The following is an 18220-nucleotide window of genomic DNA, read 5'->3' on the forward strand; positions in this document are numbered from 1 at the left end:
GCGCGCGGTCGAGCGCGGCGCGGTCGTGGTGATGCAAGTTGACAGCGTTCATGAGGCGCTCCAGCTCAAGGCGAACAAGGTTTCGCCCGGCAGGTCGAAGCTGACGCGACCGTCGTGACAGTTGAATTGAGCGCTACGACTGCGGCTGTCGGCACCGAAGTACACCAGCGCTCCCTTGGCCAGCGGGCACGTCGCCCCGACCAGATCGACACGCTGCAAGCGCACCCCCTTGTTGACCCCCAGTAAACTTCGCTGGCGTTCGGTGGCCATGGCCAGCACATCGACTTCAAAGGCGTCGTTGTCCAGGCGCATGACGTTTTTCAGCCAGTGCTGCTGGATGAATTGCTGGGCCAGGCCCACCGGCTTGAGTTCGAAACGATCGCCGCCCAGCACCCGCACCATGCCTTTGGGGTAAGTCGGTTCGTCGGCGGCCTGGAACCAGTTGAGCATGTCCAGCAACCCGTCCTGGGCCGAGTTGATGACCACCGAGGTCCACCACAGCGAGGCAAAATGGGTTTCCTGATCGTAGGGGCTCAGGCTTGAGCCGCTGGACAGGTTGGTCTGATCCAGCAGCAAGGCCTTGCGTGGCCGGCCCTTGGCATCGAGGCCTACCAGCTCGGCGGCACGGCGCACGCTGTCGCGGTAGACCCGCGTCGCCAGCAGGTCGCGAATCATCCATTCGTGCCAGGCGAGGGCGTCGATCTGCTCGCCGGATTCGGCCAGCAGGCGCCGCGCCCAATCGATACCGCGCTTGTCGACGGCGTTGTCGGCGAACGGGCCGTTGACGAAGCGCGAAGTGGCGGGCATGGCGATGCGCACACCGGCCTTGGCGTTGGCCGGATCGCTGCGCACTTGCCGGGCCATGCTGTTGAAGATCGCCTGGTAGTCGGCGTAGCTCGGGTAATTGAGGTTCGGCTCGTCGGCGAACGCGATGTAGTGCGTACCGTTGCCGCCGAGGGCGCGAGTGGCGGCGAGCCAGGCGTCGAGGCCGGCGTTGCTTTGGGTGTCGGCCCGCAAATCCGCCTGACGCTGGCTGCCGGCCAACAGCGTGAGGTCCTGCGTGATGCCGAAGCGGTTCTGATAGAGCTGGCGGAACGCATCTTCGTGGTGCGGATTTTGCGCGGTGACGTCAACGAAACTGTAATAGGTGCCCGCCTGGGGCTTGAGGGCGTCGAGCGCTGCGAAACTGGATTGAGGGGGCAGCACGTAGGGCAAATAAATGCCCAGGTTCGGGGTGGGGCCGAGCAGCTCTTTGTGCAGGGTCAAGCGGGTCTGGCCATCGTCCTCGCGCAGCGGTTTGAGTTGCTGCGGGTTCTGGGCGAACAGGTTCGCCGTGCCATCGAGCCAGAACGCAACCTTGCCGCTGCCTTGCAGGCGCAGGCGCCAGACCTGTTCGTCCTGAGTGACGGGCAATGCCAGTTGATCGAACTGCCAGTAGGCGCGATAGGGCTTCAGCGCCAGGGACAGCTGTTTGTTGTCGCTCACGCGCTGAGCCTGCAGGGTGTTGATCCCACCGTGAAACTTGCCGGCCAACACTGCGTGTTCCCCCGGCGCGACCTTGAAATACAGCTCATCGCCGCCGCGGGTTTCGGCGCTGAAATGCACCTTGGCCGGGGCGAACAACGCCACGGTGTGTTCGTCGTGTTCGATCGTGTAGCGACGGAAACTGTAGCCCGGAATTTCCAGTCGATAACTGGCGGCACTCGGCGCCAGCGGCCAGCTCTGTTTGCCTCGGGTTTCGCTGGCGGCGATCAGGCGTTCGCCCTTCAGGTTGCCGGTGCCATCGAGCAGGTACAGGTGTTCTTCGTTGGCATCGGCTTGCCATGCCGGAGCCCAACGAATAGTCAGCGTGTCGGGACGATCCGTTTGCAGGTACAGGCTGCCGTCGCGAATATCAGACCAGCGCATGGGCGCCGCCTGGGCGCTCAAACCGAGGCCCAGGCTCAACAGCAGCACGAGGCGTTTCATGCCGATTTCCGCTGCAGCATCTGAAGCATCGGGGCCACATCGCTGGGCAGGATGATCAGGGTTTGCCAGACCGGTACGCCGCTCAACCGGCAATACATCACCAGCAGCGCGAGGGTTACCGCCAGGTAGGCGATGGACGATGCCGTCGCGGCGCCAACGATGCCGTAAATCGGGATCAGCAGCAGGTTCAGGGCCAGGTTCAGCAACGCGCCGAGGCCCATTAACAGTGAAATGGTGCCGGGGCGATTTTTGCCCAGCAAGTCCAGGCGCAGGATGCTCGCATAGCAAAGACCGAACAGCCCCGGCAGCAGTGCCAGCAGCGCCGGGTAGGCTGGCTGATAGGCAATGCCGAACAACGTGACGATCAGCCATTCGCCAATCACGGCCATGGTCAGGCAGGCGCCGAGCATCACCGTGGCGGTCAGGCGTAGCGCCAACGGCGTCAGGCGATCCATGCCTTCGTCCTGTTGCAGCAGGCGTTTCATCAGTGGCGTGGTCACCGCTTCCGGGACGATCAGCAGCAACTCGGCGGCGGCGCTGGCCATGGCGTAATGCCCCAACGCCGTGCTGCCGAGCAGGGCGCCGATGAACAGGAAATCGGAGCGCAGAATCACTTGTTGGAACAGCAGGTCCGGATGGCTGCGAGCGCTGTAGCGCAGCAGTTCATTCTGGCTGGCGCGGTCCCATTGCAACGCCAGGGGCTGAGCGCGCTTGAGCCAGAACCATCCGACCAGCACCACCAGGCTGATGCCGGCCAGCCAACTGATCAGCGCCGCTTCCAGGGCTGCGTCTTTCCACATCCAGAACAAGGCCAGAAACAACAGTAGGGGGGTTAGCGATTCGACCAGTCGCAAGACATTGAATGCCACCACACCGCCCGACGCATTGTGCAAGGTCAACAGGCCGCTTTTGAGCACGGTCAGCGGCACCGCCAGCAGCAACAGCCAGGCGAGCAATCCCAGTTGCGTGGTGATATCGAGTTCGCCGCCGAACTCGCGCACCAGCGCCACCACCAGTAACGTCAGCAAACCCGCCAGCAGGCAACCGAACACCAGCACCTGGCTCAGCAACAATCCCATGGGTCGTTGCTTGGCCGCCTGATACCCCACCGCCGAATTCAGCCCGCCGCTGGTGGCGGCGCTGATCAAATCGGGCAGGGTACTGAGCAACGCGAACAGACCTCGTTCGCTGGGCCCCAGAATCCGCGCCAGCAATACGTTGCGCAGCAGGCGCAGGCCGATCATCACCAGTTTGGTGCCCATGCTCAGGGCCAGGTGTTTGAGGTAATGACTGCGACTCATGGCCTGGCTCCGCGGTAGATGCGCCAGGACAACAACTCCGGATTGCGCGCGGTGCGCTGGCTGATGCCGATTCGCGGCAAGGCCAAGGGATCGCTGATACCACGATAAATCCCGGCGACGGTGCCCAAGGCAAACGGAAAATCATGGTCCGCCACGTGTTCGCGCACCCGCGCATCATGGTCGCCATTGGGGTAGCAGTAGACCGGCAGTGGTCGGTTGCAACCGTTCAGCAGGGCATTGCGACTGCGGCTCAGTTCCTCATCCAGACGTTGATCGTCAAGGTCGGTGAGAATCGCGTGGCTGGCGCCATGGGGACCGAAGCGGATCAACCCGCTGGCTTCCAGCGCGCGTACTTGATGCCAGTCCAGAGCCTGGGGCAACGACTCCTCCGGGCATTGATCGGTGAGCCAGTTCAGTTCGCCCGCAGGCAAGGTTTTCAGACTTTGCAGAAAATGCAAAAGCGCCAGACTACGGCGCTGCACATCCAGGTCATCGAGCAGCACCGGTAGCGGTCGCCCAAGCTGTTGCAGGCATTCAATCAAGTGCGTCCGGGCTTTTTCACCGTGGCTGTGCCACAGGGTTTCCCCCAGGCTTTCCCACCAGAAGCGTTGTCGGCTGCCAATGAAATCGGTGGAGAGAAAAATGCTCGCTGGCACCTGATACTTTTTCAGCAACGGGAAGGCATTCAGCGCGTTGTCGCGCCAGCCGTCGTCGAAGGTCAGGGCGACTTTTGGCCGCTCGGTTCTGATGGCACCGGGTTGCAAGATCTCCATCAACGGCACGCATTCGAAGTTTTTTTTCAACCAGGCGAGCAGATGTTCGAACGCCTTCGGCCCGACGCACAGTTCATTGCGATGGGGCAGGTCGGCGGCGCGGTCATTGGCCAGCACCCGGTGCAGCATCAGGATCACCCCGGCACCGTGCAATTGGTGACGGCCTACGGGCGAGTTGAGATAAAGCCAGCCACTGGTGCGTTTTAATAATTGTTTGATCGCCATGGTGCGGTCCTTTCAACGATTTTGCTCGGGGTTCCATTGCGCGTACCGCTGGCCGCGCAGGAACTGCCACAGACCGATACTCATCCCGGCAAGGGTCACCAGAACAAACGCGGCGAGGCGAAAGGGTTTGGGCAAACGGTGTTGCACATCCAGCAGGCCGACGATGGCCATCGCGTAACCGAGCAGTTGCGCGATCAGGCTCAGGCGATAGAAGCCATGTACATTCCACAGCCAGAAATTGCTCAGCAGCAACGGCACCAACAGGATAGGTGCCAGGCGTCGAATCAGCTTGTGGCTGATCAGTGCAATCGCGTACAGGCCATACCGCCAAGGGTTCAGCATCTCCCGGCGCTCGGCCAGGCTCTGCAGGCCGCCGACGGTGACGCGCTGGCGACGACGCCATTGCTTGGCGATTTCGTCGACGCCCTGGTCGCTCACTTGTGCTTGGGGCACATAGACGATGCGTTTGAACGCCACCGGCGCACAGGTGCTGATAAAGAAGTCGTCATTGACCTCCGCCGGCACGTGCTGGAACAACTCGCGACGCAGGGCGAGCAGGGCGCCGTCGGCGGAGACCATGCAGCCGGTGCGATTTTCCATCTTGCGCAACCAGCCTTCGTAATGCCGATAAAGGCTGTCGCCCAGGCTCAAGCCCTTGCCCGGCACCGGGATCAGCATGTGCCCGGCACAGGCTCCGACCTCGGGATCGGCCAAGGGCGCGAGCAACTGGCCGAGGGTGTCGGTCGACCATTGGTTGTCGGCATCGGTGAACACCAGAATCTCACCCGTGCTCAGGGCGACGCCGGCATTCAAGGTGGCTGCCTTGCCCTGACGGGGCAGGTCGAGCACGCTGATGCGCGGGTCGATAACCTTGTGGGCGCAGGCCACGGTGTCGTCGGTGGAGCCGTCGCTGGCCAGAATGATTTGTAGCGAACGCGCCTGATAATCCTGAGCGAGCAGGGTGCGCAATTTCTCTTCGATATGCCGGGCCTCGTTGTGCGCGGCGATGATGATGCTGACATTCATGGGTTGTGCTGGGGCATGACGCCGCACGCGGAACAACGGCGCGATCAGCGTCAGCAGCAGTGGGTAGCCGAGCCAGGCATACACCGGCAATAGCAGGCACAACCAGAAAATGAATTCAGCCACGGGCCGGCCTCCTGGCATTCCAATGACACAGGCTCAAGATGAGCGCGGCGCCGGCCAGGTGCAGGCGCACCCAGTGCAGGCCCCACAGTTGCAGCATCAGGCGAAGGTCGTGGTGTTTCAGGCTCTGGCGCAGGCTCTGGGCGAGCGCTGGCAGGCTGGTGACGAACAGCATTAATAGCGCCAGTCGGGGGGAACCGTTGAGCAGGGCGGATAGCGCCATGAAATCCAACACCCAGGCGATGATCGACAGCATCGGGAAACGCAGTAAACGCAGATTCATGCCGTGGCTGCGCAGTAATTGCAGATGACTTCCCTGACGCCAGAACTCCTTGCCCATCCATTCGCGCCAACTGCTTTCGTAACCCCAATGCAAGGCAACGCTCTGGTTGACGGACAGCAGGCGTGCGCCAGAGTGGGAAAGGCGCATGGTGAAATCTTTGTCTTCGCCGGTGCGCAGGTTTTCGTTGAAACCGCGGACCTTGTCGAACCATGGGCGACGCATCAACAGGTTGGAACTGGGCAGCCATCGCACTGTTTTCATCGTTTCATCGTTCGGGCGCAACGTGCGGCGTTGCCAGGCATTGGCATACCACGGGGCTTCGGCCGGGGTGTGCAGGTCCAGTCCCAGGACGTCGACCTGAACTGCGGGTTGGATGCTCAACAACAGCGTGAGCCAGTCCTCGGGCACTTCGATGTCGGCATCAATGAAGGCCAGCCATTCGCCTGTGGCAACGGCGGCGCCGCGATTGCGCAGCGCGCCTATCAGCAGGCCCGGCAGAACCAGCACCTGCGCGCCCATTTGCCGCGCAATGTGCGGCCCTTGATCCTTGGAACCGTTGTCGGCCACGATCAACTCGCATTCCAGCCCTGCGGCATTGGCGGCGCGTTGCGCAGCGAGCAGGGTCCGGGCGATGTGTCGGGCTTCGTTGTACATCGGGATGACGAGGCTGATGCGGCTCATGCCTTGGCCTCCGTCGGCGGACGTTCTTCAGCCTTGAGGCGCAACACGAAAGTCAGGGCGAGCATGATCCACAGGTATTTGTGATTTGGTGCGCTGAGGAACATCAAAAACAGCATCAGCGACAGATAGCTGATGCCCAGGTGTGTGATCAGGTCGGCCTGTTCCCAATCCCGTCGCAGCAACCAGGCATGACGGGCACGGATCAGGTTGTACATCCCAAGGCCCAGCATGCCGACGAACAACAGCCCGGCGGGAATCCCCACTTCGCTGAAGATTTCCAGGTAAGTGTTGTGAGCGCGGCGGTACAGGTCACTGGGCTTGCGGTTGGCGGAAAACACCTTGGCGTAACCGGTGGTGGCGTAGTGCAGCGGGAAGGTGCCGGGGCCGGAACCGAGTAACGGGTGCTCACGAATGATCTGGCTGCCGACCAGGATGTACGACGTGCGGCGGCCGAGGGATTCGTCCTGGCTCTTGGCGCCGGCCTTCAAAATGCTCAAGGACTGAATGCGTGCGATGTAACCGGCCGGCATTGAATAAATGGCCAGCGGGATCACGATTGCCAGGCCAAGCATGGCAAAACCCAAGTGGCGCGGACGGATGCGTGGCAACTGCGCGCGGTAGTGCCAGGCGCCGATCATCAAGCTGATAAAAAGCACCACCAGCCCGGAACGGGAATCGGTCTTGGTCATGCCGCCCAGCAGCAAAATGCAGCAGCCACCCCAGAACAACCGGTGCAACAGGTTCGGGCTGCGAATCACCAGCAGCAGAGCCAATGGCACGGCGAAGGCGATCAGCAGGGCAAACGAGTTCGGGTCTTCCAGCAGCCCGGCGGCTCGGCCCTGGTCCTGATACTTGGTGGAGAACATGGCCAGCGCGCTGGTCGCGCTGACGCTGAGGGTCACCAGCCGGGCGAACATATCGAGGTTCAAATCACGGCCGATCAGCAAGGTGATTACAAACAGAACCAGGCCGACGCTCAGATCCCGCAGATGACTCTGGGACATGTCCAGGTTGTCGGTATTGATCATGCTCAACAGGTACAACACCATGAACCAGATCAGGTAGCGCCAGATGTTGCTGCGCAGGCGCTCGGACGGAATCTGGTGGATAGCCAGTTGCAACATCACGATCAGCGCCAGCGAAGCGCCGATGAATTTGGTGCCCGACAGCGCATTGCCCTTGAAGAAACCTTCGAACGGCACCAACGCCGCGATGCCCAACAAACCCCAGGCAGGTTTTCGGTACAGCACCGCGACAGCCACCAGGCCGAGCACCGCGCCTGGTGCCAGATAAGGATAAGGACTGGCCAGCAAACCAAGGCAGACCAGGGCGAGCAGACTGACGATCGAGAGCGGAAAGATCACGCGCGTGCCTCCCGTGCAGTACGGATATAAAGCTGCGACCAGCGTTCGGCCAAGGCCTTCAGGTCGTAACGGTCCAATTGCGTACGTCTTGCGTTGTCGATCAATTCGCGAGCCAGTGCCGGCTCACTCAGCAGCGTGTCGATCTGCCGGGCGAGGGCGGCGCTGTCGGTGGGTGTCGCCAGCAGGCCGTTGTGCCGGTCCTCCAGCACATCGGGAATCCCGCCGACGCTGAACGCCACCACGGGCACTCCGGCCTGCATCGCCTCCAGTAAAATCATCGGCGTGCCCTCGGTGCGCGAGCTGATCACCAGCGCATCGAGTTGCTGCCACCACCGGTTCATGTCGGTCTGATAACCCGGCAAGGTGATGCGTTTGTGCAAGCCGGCAGCGGCAATCCGCGCCAGCAGGGCTGCCTGTTCCGGGCCGTCGCCGAGCATCACGGCGTCCAGTTGCGGGTGTTGCTGACAGAGCGGAATCAGGGCATCGAGAAACAGGTCCGGGCCTTTTTCATTGCTCAGCCGACCGACGTAACCCGCCAGCCAGCGCGGGTGCGTGGCATTGTGGGGCAGCAGGCCGTTGGCCTTTGGCAGACCATTGGGAATCACTTGCAGTTTCTCCGTCCGGACACTGGCCTTGCGATGCAATACGGCGATGCTTTCGGCCACGCAAACAACGCGATGCACCGACGCCGTGCGGCACAGTTGCAAGCTCAGCCAGCCGTAGAGGCGTTGCTTGCGACTGCGCGGGGTGAAACCGTGTTGGGTAATCACCAGCGGCAAGTCCAACAACGTCGCACTCACCCAACCAAATAACAGACCCTTGAAATTGTGCGTATTGATCAGCGGCTGTTCAGCCCGCCGCTGACGTAAATGACGCAGCAATTCCCTCAAACCCATGAAGCTGCGGCAGTCGACCCCAGCCTCGCGAAATCGCGCGATCAGCACTGGCGGCGCATCGAGAAACAGCACCTGGTGCTGCCCCGGTGTCGCCAGGCAATGGTCCAGCAGCATCCGCTCAGCCCCATAGAAGCCGCCGCTGCTGATCAAATGCATGATCGGCAGAGCGCTGGCGCTGAGCGGCCCGTTCAATGGCGCACCCAATGCACGAAGCTATCCACGGTCCAGTTTTTGTGCGGATTGTTCGGCATAGCGTCTTGCTCGTTGATCACCAACAGCACCGGCAAGCCCAGTTCATGGGTGATTTGCGCTGGGTGTTTGAAGCGGTGATCGAAGAACTCACGCACGTAGACGAAGGCAATCGCCAACAGCAGACCGGTCAGCATCCCGAACGGAATGATCAGCAGCGGTTTGGGAAACGCCGCATCGGTCGGTTCGTACGGCGGGCTGAGTACCCGGGCGTTGGACATATCGTTGTCCAGCAAACCGGCGGAGCTGCTTTCGGCAAAGCGTTGGGCATAGGTGGAGAACGCCGCGTGCAAGGCATTGATCTCGGTGTCCATCTGCGCAAGCTTGCTTTGAGCCACTTGCAACTGATGGATGCGGTCCTTGAAGTCGGCGATGCGCGCGGTTTTCTGCTTGATCACCGAGGTGACAATCGCCAGGTCGTTGGTGCGCTCCTGAATCCGGTTGCTGACGATTTTCAGGAACTGCTGACGGGTGCGGGAAATCTGCTCGCGGGTCAACAGCATCGGTTCACTGCCCGGCTGGAACACCGCCAGGTCGTTCATGTAGCGGCTGACCTGAGTGGTCAGTTGCTCACCGAGCTGCCTGATCTCGCGGTCTTCGAACGCAATGTTGTCCACCGTGGTGGTGAAGGTGAAGGGGAAGGTGTACTCGCTGAGCCGGGACGTATTGGTGGCTGACGCCAGGGCGGTTTTCAGGTAGTCGAGCCAGCGCTGGCTTTGCAGCAGGCGATCCTGATACAGGTTCAGGGCCTGTTCCTCGGTATTGATGGCATTGAGGCGGAAGGTAATTTCTTCCTTCGGATCGGATGAACCCACGCCTTCGAGCAACGCCAGCCGCGTGCCTTCCAGGCCATCGAGACGCACCTGATATTGCTTCTTCTTGGTTTCGTAGAAGCTCTGCGGCAGGTCGATCGATTGCAGTTCCTGACGGCTGGCCAGGTAGTTTTGCAACAGCGCCGCGACAAACCGGGTGCCTTGGGCGGGATCGCCAAAGCTGTAAACAATGGAGATCACGTTGGAACCCGGCAGGGTTTCGATTTTCAGGTTATCGATGGCTTGCTGGGTGAAGACATCCAGGTCGGTATCGCGCACGGGATCGGTCTCAAGCCCGAATGCATCGCGCACCGGATTGACCACGTATTCACGCAAAGGGGTGGTCACATAACGCTTAATCGGTTCGGTCACCAGTTTGCTGAAAATCCCGGGGTTGGGCGCGTATTCGCCTTTGTCCCGCAGGTTGCTGATGGTCTGACGGATCAGGGCCGGCGAACGCAGGATATTGCTCTCGGTTTCCATGTCCGCCAGTGACGGTGGAATGAAAGAGGCATCCCCTTGGGTCAGGGACGTGGTGGCGTCTCCCTGGGAGAGTTTTTTGGACTGCACGATCACCTGCGCGGTAATGTCGAAGCTCTGCTTGAGCATCAGCGGCAAGATCAGGGCGATCACTGCAAAGATCAGGAAGACTCGTTTCACCAACTGTTTGTTAGCGAAGAAAATCCTGAAGAACTCATGCAGGTAGTTTTCCTTTGGGTTCATGGTCGGTCACCTGAGCGTTAGTTGTCGCTGTCTTTGTTGTCGACGCGGTAGGCGAAACCGAAGCCCACCCCTTGGAACAACACCACGTCCGCCAGTTGCCGCGCGAGCTCACCGGCGCTGGCCAGTTTGGTCTTGGGCACGTAGAGCATGTCGTCCGGTTGCAGGTAGGCAATCTGCGAGGCGTCACCGGACAAGGCTTTTTCAACGTCGTAGTGCACGGCCTGCACATGGTTGCCGGTGCGGCGCATGATCACCACCGAATCGAGCCGTGCCTTGACGTTAGTGCCACGGGCCAGGGTCAACGCTTCGAGCACCGAGACCGGCCGGCGAATCGGGTAGGAGCCCGGTTGCGCGACTTCACCCAGCACATAGATTTCGTTGCCCGACGTGGATTTGAGCATGACGTCGACCCTCATCCGCCCCGGCAGTTGCGCGTAACGTTGATTGAGGAAAGTTTCCAGTTGGTTGACCGTCATGCCTTGCAGCGGAACGGAGCCTATTTCCGGGAAACTCGCATAGCCGTCGTTGCCCACCGTGATCTCCCGGGTCATACCGCTACCGGGCTGGCTCAGGTTGCTCTTGAGGTTTAGCTCGTTGCTCAGCGGGCTGGTGACCAGCACCGTCACCTGATTGCGATTGGGCTGAAACAGGGATTTGCGCTCATAGGCACGCTGGATCTCCTGCCGCGCTTCGACGGCCGTCAGCCCGCCGATTTTCACCGCGGTATTGGCCCCTGGCAGTTCGATGGTGCCGTCGGGCAGCACCAGTTGAGTGCCGTTGAGCTGGCTGGCCGCGGTGAAGTTCAGGGCGACCTGGTCACCGGGCTGAATGCGGTAAGCCCCCGAGCTACTGGTGCTGATGTGGAAGATCACATCCAGCACGTCCTTGGGCCGTAGGGTCTGTTCGACCCTGGGCATGTCGGTGGCCTGGGCATTGGCCGGCTCGGCCGTGAGAATCTGTACCGGCATTTGCTGGGTTTCACTGGTGCTGGAGCAACCTGCAAGCGGCAGCAACAGCAGGAGAAGCATTTTGGCGTTCATGGCGTCATCCTTTCTGCGGTTGCTTACAGGTTTTTGTAGAGCCATTTGGGCATGTAGTACTTGCGCCGGTTGAAGACGCTGCCCACCAGTTTTGCGCCAGCCTGAGTCAGGCGCTGGACCGCGGCCTGGGCCACTTCCCAGCGCGTGTCTTCGGCGCGCACCACCATGATCACGCCGTCCACCAAGGTGCTGATGACCAAGGTATCGGCGGCCGAATACACCGCGTCGCCGTCGATCACCACGAAGCGATACCGATCGCCCAGTTGGTTGAGCAACGGGGCCAGCTGTTCAGTCGTCAGGTGTTCGGCGCCACGGATGTGCCGCCCGTTCGGCAGGATGTGGAAGGGCAGGCTGGAGACGTTCACCAGGCAGTCCTGCAGCAGTGGCGGCGAGGCGTTGAACAGCAGGTCACGAAAGCCGCGTTCTTTGGTCAGCCCCAGCTGTTGCGTGAGGTTGCCCTCCGACTGGCTGGCGTCCACCAGCAGCACTTGACCGCTGCTCATTGACGCCAGTTGGCTGGCCAGCGCCAGGGCGCTGGTGGTGGTGCCGGCGCCTGGATTGGCGGCGGTCAGGAAGAGGATCCGCAGATCCAGGTCGAGCACGGTCGAGGTCAGGTTGGACTCGCTCGGGCTGGCGATGGTCAGGCTTTTATTCGATGAACCGTCCATTTAACTCGCTCCGTGGCCGCTGAATACTTTGAAGGGGGTTTTCAACAGGATCTTCAGATCAAGCAAGAGGCTCTGCTCGGCGATATAGCTGAGGTCCAACTCAACGCGCTGGTCGAAGTCGATATTGCTGCGCCCGGAGATCTGCCACAGGCCGGTCATGCCGGGGTAGATGCTCAGGCGTGCAAGGTGGTTGTCTTTGTAGCGATAGGCGTTGAACGAGGTCGGTCGGGGACCGACTAAACGCATGTCGCCACTGACTACATTGATCAGGTTGGGCAACTCATCGAGGCTGCTGCGCCGCAGGAAGCCGCCGATGGGGGTAATGCGTGGGTCGTCGTCGATCTTGAAGTCGATGGCGTCGGCACCGTGCTTGTTCAGGTGCCGCAGGGACTCCTTGAGCTCTTCGGCGTTGCTCACCATGGTGCGGAATTTGTACATGCCGAACAGGCGGCCGCGGTAGCCGGTGCGCTTTTGCACGAACATCACCGGCCCCGGGCTGCTGAATTTGATCACCAGCGCCAGGCCCAGCAACACAGGGGAGAGCAGCAGCAAAATCACCAGCGCGCCGAGGCATGCAACCACCCGGTTGGTTCGCGACAGGGTCCAGGGGCGACCACCGTCACGACCGGTCAGCCAGCCGCGACCCTGCATGTGGATCGCCGTATCCAGGCGCATTCGATGTTCGGGGTCCAGGCGTTTGTCACGCTGCATGTGATTGAGCAACACGCCTTTTTCTTGTCCAGTCATAGAGTCCTCCGCTGAAGCCCTTCCGCGAGTGGCGAGTGGGCGTTGCGCAGTGGGTAGTAGTCACGGAACCAGGCGATGAATCGTCCGAGTCCTTCATCCAGCTCGATCCGTGGCTGGAAACCGGTGGCCTGGGCCAGATCACTGGCATCGGCGCAGGTGTTGAGCACGTCGCCCGGTTGCAGGGGCAGCAACTCGACGAGGGCTTTTTGTCCGAGGTGTTTTTCCAGCAGCGCCAGGTAGTCCTTGAGCTCCACCGGTTGTTGTCCGCCAATGTTGTAAATGCACCATGGCGCCATGCTGCTGGCCGGGTCCGGTTGTTCGCGGTTCCACTGCGGTGCCGCTTGGGGCGCGCGTTCGATCAGACGGGCGATGCTCTCGATGATGTCGTCGATGTAGGTGAAATCACGCTGGTGCTGGCCGTAGTTGAACAGCTTCACCGGCTGACCTTCGGCAATCGCCCGGGCGAACTGGATCGGCGACATGTCTGGCCGGCCCCAAGGCCCGTACACGGTGAAAAAACGCAAACCGGTGCAGGGAACGCCGAACAGATGGCTGTAGCTGTGGGCCATCAGCTCATTGGCTTTTTTGGTCGCGGCGTACAGCGACAACGGGTGGTCGACGCAGTCCTTGACCGAGTAAGGCGTGTGCTGGTTGGCGCCGTACACCGAACTGGACGAGGCATAGATCAAGTGCTTGACCGGGTGGTGGCGGCAGCTTTCGAGGATGTTCAAAAAACCGCTCAGATTGCTGTCGACGTAGGCCCGGGGATTTTCCAGGGAGTAACGCACCCCGGCCTGAGCCGCGAGGTGAATCACTACCTCCGGTTGCTCGCGCACAAACAGAGCGTCGAGGGCTGTGGCGTCGGCTATATCGACTTTCGCGAGCTGGAAATCGCCGACTTGCTTGCGCACCCAATCCACGCGGTCGTGCTTGAGCTGCGGGTCGTAGAAGTCGTTGAAATTGTCCAGGCCGTACACTTGATGCCCATCGCGCAAAAGCCGCAACACGCAATGGGCACCAATGAAACCGGCCGCTCCGGTGACGAGTATCTTCATGGCCGTGGCGCCTCGGGAGCGATGTGCCGAAGCCCGATGCCGCTGTAGTGCAAACCGGCCGCCGCCACGTGCTCCGGGTTGTAAAGATTGCGCCCGTCGACGATCACCCGCGCACGCAGTTTGCTCGCCAGCAGATCGAAGTCGACCACACGGAAATTTTTCCACTCGGTGCAGATCACCAGTGCGTCGGCATCTTCCAGAGTGTCGTCGCGGGTGGCGCACAGGTGCAGGTCATTGCGGTAGCCGTAAATGCGCCGGCACTCGGACATGGCTTCCGGATCGTAAGCCTGCACGCTCGCGCCTCCGGCCCACAGCGCCTCCATCAGATATCGGCTGGGGGCTTCGCGCATGTCATCGGTATTGGGCTTGAAGGCCAGGCCCCAAATCGCGATGGATTTGCCGACCAGGCCATCGGGAAATAGCGCCTGCAGTTTGCTGAAGAGGATGTGCCGCTGGCTGTCATTCACATCGGTGACGCTACGCAGCAGACGCATTGGCATGCCGTTGTGTTCGGCGGTGTGCAGCAGGGCACGCAGGTCTTTGGGAAAGCACGAGCCGCCGAAGCCGCAGCCGGGGTAGATGAAGTGGTAACCGATGCGCGGGTCCGAGCCGATGCCCTTGCGCACCGCTTCGATGTCGGCCCCCAGCAACTCAGTGAGGTTGGCCAATTCGTTCATGAAACTGATGCGGGTGGCGAGCATTGCGTTGGCCGCGTACTTGGTCAGCTCGGCGCTGCGGTTGTCCATGAACATGAGCTTTTCGCGGTTGCGGCAGAACGGCGCATAGAGTTCGCTCAATTGGTTGCGCGCTTCATCGTCATTGGTGCCGACGATGATCCGGTCCGGGCGCATGCAATCGGCCAGGGCGCTGCCTTCCTTGAGAAACTCCGGGTTGGACACCACCCGCACGTTCAACGCCTCTTTGCCACGGCGTTGCAGTTCTTCGTTAGCGGTGCTTGCCACCTGGTCCGCGGTGCCCACCGGCACGGTGGACTTGATGATCAGGGTGCGGTCTGACTCCATGAAACTGGCGATCTGCCGAGCGACATTCAGCACATGGCTGAGGTCGGCGGAACCGTCTTCATCGGCGGGAGTGCCCACCGCGATGAAAATCAGTTCGGCGTGTTCGACCGCGTCACTGGCCTGAGTGGAGAAGAGCAGGCGACCGGCCTTGATGTTGTCTTCCAGTGTGTTGGACAGTCCCGGTTCGCTGATCGGGGGCACGGCTTGTTGCAGTTGCTTGATCTTGTTGGGGTCAATATCAACGCACAGCACACGATGTCCGACATCGGCCAATGCCGCGGCTTGTATCAGACCGACGTAACCCGTACCAAATACGCTCACGTCCATATTGGCGTGCCTCGTAAAACGGTGGATGTAACTGAAATGAGACTGTCAAAAGGGGTATAGCCCAGCCGTGGGAAAGCGAGTCAGCAAAATGACGGGTAACGCGACCGGGAAAACCCCGATTTCACGGGCTATTTGCCATCAAGTGCTTGCCGCTGCTGGATTTGCCGCGGTTTTGAGGGGTTTCTGACGGTTTGAAGAAAACGATAAACGGTCGTAAGGCTTGAAACACAAGGGTTACAGACGTTTGAGTGTGTCAGATTTGAGGCAACGTTTTTTTGACGCTTTAGGAAAAAAACCGGCATTTCTTGCGCTTCGAGGGCCCGGTGCTAGTGTCAGAAAATGGCCGACAACCCATTGGCCATGGAGGTGCTGTAAACACCATGATCCATTACCTCAAAGAACTGCTGCTGGTTCTGTATCTGCTCAAGAATTACGACTACTACCTCGATCGTCTTGAGGCGCTGGGCATCGGTTTCCCGATGCTGTTGTTTGGCGCAATGTTCGTCGTGCTGACAGTGGCGCTGTTCATGACCGCGTACATCCGCCAGACGCTGATCCGTCACCTGTTCGCGTTGACGATGTTTGGCTCGGCGGTGTTCTTCGACGTCTATACGCAAGTGACTGCCGGTTACATGACCTACAGCAGTTTTGTGTCGCTGGTGTATTCCGGTGGGTTCATTCAAGAGGCGGCGTTCCAGTACCGCGATGCAATCATCAGCGGGCTGGTCAGCGGTTTATTGCTGCTGTTCGGTATCGGGCTCAAGCCGCGTCGACGGGCGCCATTACCGGGTGCACTGTTGGTGGCGGCGCCAGTGCTCGGGGTGCTGATGCTCAGCGTAGTACTGTTCGTACGGGCCGGTGAGGGCGCCCGTGGCTTGCCGATCATGTACACGCCGTTGGCCTATTTGAATCTGTTCACCTATGAAGCGCTGCACAACACCGTCGGCCCGCGTGAACCGGTGAGCCTGACGCGCATCGATCAACCGGTGGGGCACGACATTGTGCTGATCATCGACGAAAGCATTTCCGGCAACTACCTGGACATCAACACGCCGTTCGGTGTGCACAGCAACCTCAAGGAACCGCGCCCGGGCGTGGACATTTTCAATTACGGCTACGCGGCATCCATCGCCAATTGCAGTGCCGACACCAATGTCACCCTGCGCTACGGTGGCACCCGCGGCGACTACATGCGGATTAACAGCACGCTGCCGTCGATCTGGCAGTACGCAAAAAAGGCCGGGCTGCGCACTGTTTACATCGACTCCCAGCGCACCGGTGGCAACTTGCAGAACCTGATGAACGCTGCCGAAAAAAAGGACATCGACGAGTTCGTGCAATTCGACCGCACCAGCGTGCGTGAGCGCGACATGGCCGCGGCGGCCAAGCTGATCGAGCTGCTCAACGACGGTAAGCCGCAGCTGGTGGTGATCAACAAGGTCGGCGCGCATTTTCCGGTGCACGACAAGTACCCGGACGCGTTTATGGCTTACCGTCCGACATTGCCCCGAGGGCGATTTGTCGAAGTGGCGGACACGGGCAAACGTGATGGTTTCAACGGTCAGCCAGATGATTGGTTGCTGTACCGCAATGCCTACAAAAATACCGTGCTGTGGAATGTCGGCGAGTTCTTCGCACGGGTTTTCGCTCAGGCGGATTTGAGTCATGCGCTGCTGATTTACACCTCGGACCATGGGCAGGATCTGCATGAGCGCGGTAACCCGGGGCTCAATACTCACTGCGGTGGTGATCCGGTGGAGGAGGAGGGATTGGTGCCCCTGGTGGTGATTTCGGGCAGCGGTTTGAAGACCCTGGACTGGCAGGCGCAATTGCCGGCCAACAAGGATCGCTCCAGTCACTACAACATCTTCCCGACGTTGCTGCAGGTGATGGGTTATGACCTGGCGGGGATCGAGGCGGTGTATGGCAAACCGTTGAGTGTGCCGACGGGGGACGATTTCACCTTTAACTATCGGTTTAATGCGCGGTTGGGGGCCAAGCCGGAGTGGAAGCATATTGACCTGAACAGCATTGTGACGCCGGGGCGGGTGGTGCCGAGTGTGGCGGTGGGGCAGTGAGATTTTCGATGGGCTGATCTGGCCTCATCGCGGGCAAGCCCGCTCCCACAGGGGCGATGGCGTGCGCAAAGTTTGGGTTCGCCTCGATCACTGTGGGAGCGGGCTTGCCCGCGAAGACGTCAGACCGTTCAACCCAAGATTATCGGGTGTACTCTCTACCCTTGCCCCCACTCATCAAAAGAGTTTCCCCTTCATGCTGCACGTCCAGGGCGTCTTCAAAAGCTACGCCACCCCCCAAGGCCCATTGCCCGTGCTGCAAGGCGTCGACCTCACGTTGAAGCCCGGCAGCAGCCTGGCGCTGATGGGGGAGTCGGGCAGTGGCAAGAGCACCTTGCTGCACCTGATCGCCGGGCTGGACAAGGTCGATCGCGGCAGCATCCGCAGTGGCGAGCATCGGCTGGAGCAAATGAACGAGAGCCAATTGGCGAACTGGCGGCGGACCGAAATCGGTCTGGTGTTCCAGCAGTTCAACCTGATCGGCAGTTTGCGCGTTGAAGACAATCTGGCGTTTCAGGCACGTCTGGCCGGGCGCCACGATCCACGTTGGCAGGCGCATCTGGTGCAACGTCTGGGGTTGGGCGATTTACTGCGACGCTATCCGGAGCAGCTGTCTGGTGGGCAACAGCAACGGGTCGCCCTGGGTCGCGCCCTGGCATCGCAACCGAAACTGCTGCTGGCCGACGAGCCCACCGGCAGCCTCGATGAAGCGACCAGCGATGAGGTGTTGAAGTTGTTGCTGGAACTGCTCGACGACAGCCCGACGACGTTGTTGATGGTCACTCACAGCCCACGAGTCGCTGCGCGGTTGGCAGACAAAGTGGTGCTGCACGGCGGCCGTCTGGCTGGCGCGGACGAGCGCTGA

At 60.7% G+C, this 18220-nt stretch carries 15 protein-coding genes; 2 read left to right on the forward strand and 13 right to left on the reverse strand.

Annotated features, from left to right (window positions below; genetic code table 11):
* Window positions 1-48 precede the first annotated feature (48 nt).
* Genes KGB18_RS26990 through KGB18_RS27050 form a run of 13 tightly spaced genes read right to left on the reverse strand, consistent with a single transcriptional unit; the run spans window position 49 to window position 15280 of the window.
* Window positions 49-1968, reverse strand: a complete 1920-nt coding sequence (locus KGB18_RS26990; protein WP_123721089.1) for a hypothetical protein — start codon at window positions 1966-1968, stop codon at window positions 49-51.
* Window positions 1965-3269 carry a lipopolysaccharide biosynthesis protein gene (locus tag KGB18_RS26995; protein ID WP_223570775.1) on the reverse strand — a complete coding sequence of 435 codons (1305 nt, stop codon included), beginning with the start codon at window positions 3267-3269 and terminating at the stop codon, window positions 1965-1967. Before KGB18_RS26995 ends, KGB18_RS26990 begins: the two co-directional genes overlap by 4 nt.
* Window positions 3266-4267, reverse strand: a complete 1002-nt coding sequence (locus KGB18_RS27000) for a polysaccharide deacetylase family protein (RefSeq protein WP_123721091.1) — start codon at window positions 4265-4267, stop codon at window positions 3266-3268. The genes KGB18_RS26995 and KGB18_RS27000 overlap by 4 nt, the downstream gene beginning before the upstream one ends.
* A gap of 12 nt (window positions 4268-4279) precedes the next feature.
* Window positions 4280-5416 (reverse strand): glycosyltransferase family 2 protein, encoded by a 1137-nt coding sequence (locus tag KGB18_RS27005; RefSeq protein WP_201060077.1) that lies wholly within the window; start codon window positions 5414-5416, stop codon window positions 4280-4282.
* Window positions 5409-6377, reverse strand: a complete 969-nt coding sequence (locus tag KGB18_RS27010) for a glycosyltransferase (protein ID WP_123721093.1) — start codon at window positions 6375-6377, stop codon at window positions 5409-5411. Before KGB18_RS27010 ends, KGB18_RS27005 begins: the two co-directional genes overlap by 8 nt.
* The gene (locus KGB18_RS27015) at window positions 6374-7741 is read right to left on the reverse strand and encodes an O-antigen ligase family protein (RefSeq protein ID WP_201060078.1); all 1368 of its coding nucleotides are present in this window, start codon (window positions 7739-7741) and stop codon (window positions 6374-6376) included. Before KGB18_RS27015 ends, KGB18_RS27010 begins: the two co-directional genes overlap by 4 nt.
* Window positions 7738-8793, reverse strand: coding sequence for a glycosyltransferase family 4 protein (locus tag KGB18_RS27020; RefSeq protein WP_410003843.1), 1056 nt, complete (start codon window positions 8791-8793; stop codon window positions 7738-7740). Before KGB18_RS27020 ends, KGB18_RS27015 begins: the two co-directional genes overlap by 4 nt.
* A 32-nt stretch (window positions 8794-8825) precedes the next feature.
* On the reverse strand, window positions 8826-10421 hold the full coding sequence (locus tag KGB18_RS27025) for a GumC family protein (protein WP_223570776.1): 1596 nt from the start codon (window positions 10419-10421) through the stop codon (window positions 8826-8828).
* 17 nt (window positions 10422-10438) lie between these two features.
* Window positions 10439-11461: a polysaccharide biosynthesis/export family protein gene (locus tag KGB18_RS27030; protein WP_223570777.1), complete on the reverse strand. Its 1023-nt coding sequence runs from the start codon at window positions 11459-11461 to the stop codon at window positions 10439-10441.
* A 23-nt stretch (window positions 11462-11484) separates the two neighbouring features.
* Window positions 11485-12129 (reverse strand): CpsD/CapB family tyrosine-protein kinase, encoded by a 645-nt coding sequence (locus tag KGB18_RS27035; protein WP_123497613.1) that lies wholly within the window; start codon window positions 12127-12129, stop codon window positions 11485-11487.
* Window positions 12130-12876, reverse strand: a complete 747-nt coding sequence (locus KGB18_RS27040) for a sugar transferase (protein ID WP_123356224.1) — start codon at window positions 12874-12876, stop codon at window positions 12130-12132. It lies immediately after the preceding gene.
* Window positions 12873-13931: an NAD-dependent epimerase gene (locus KGB18_RS27045; protein WP_201060081.1), complete on the reverse strand. Its 1059-nt coding sequence runs from the start codon at window positions 13929-13931 to the stop codon at window positions 12873-12875. The genes KGB18_RS27040 and KGB18_RS27045 overlap by 4 nt, the downstream gene beginning before the upstream one ends.
* Entirely contained in the window at window positions 13928-15280 is a 1353-nt protein-coding gene (locus tag KGB18_RS27050) for a UDP-glucose dehydrogenase family protein (RefSeq protein ID WP_223570778.1), read from the reverse strand. Before KGB18_RS27050 ends, KGB18_RS27045 begins: the two co-directional genes overlap by 4 nt.
* A 380-nt stretch (window positions 15281-15660) precedes the next feature.
* On the opposite strand from KGB18_RS27050, the gene KGB18_RS27055 reads away from it, so the two are divergent.
* On the forward strand, window positions 15661-17358 hold the full coding sequence (locus KGB18_RS27055; RefSeq protein WP_223570779.1) for a sulfatase-like hydrolase/transferase: 1698 nt from the start codon (window positions 15661-15663) through the stop codon (window positions 17356-17358).
* Window positions 17359-17551: 193 nt separating this feature from the next.
* Complete coding sequence (locus KGB18_RS27060; RefSeq protein WP_048394989.1) at window positions 17552-18220, forward strand: ABC transporter ATP-binding protein; 669 nt, start codon at window positions 17552-17554, stop codon at window positions 18218-18220.

The sequence above is a fragment of the Pseudomonas sp. BF-R-26 genome (assembly GCF_019947395.1).
GTDB lineage: Bacteria > Pseudomonadota > Gammaproteobacteria > Pseudomonadales > Pseudomonadaceae > Aquipseudomonas > Aquipseudomonas farris.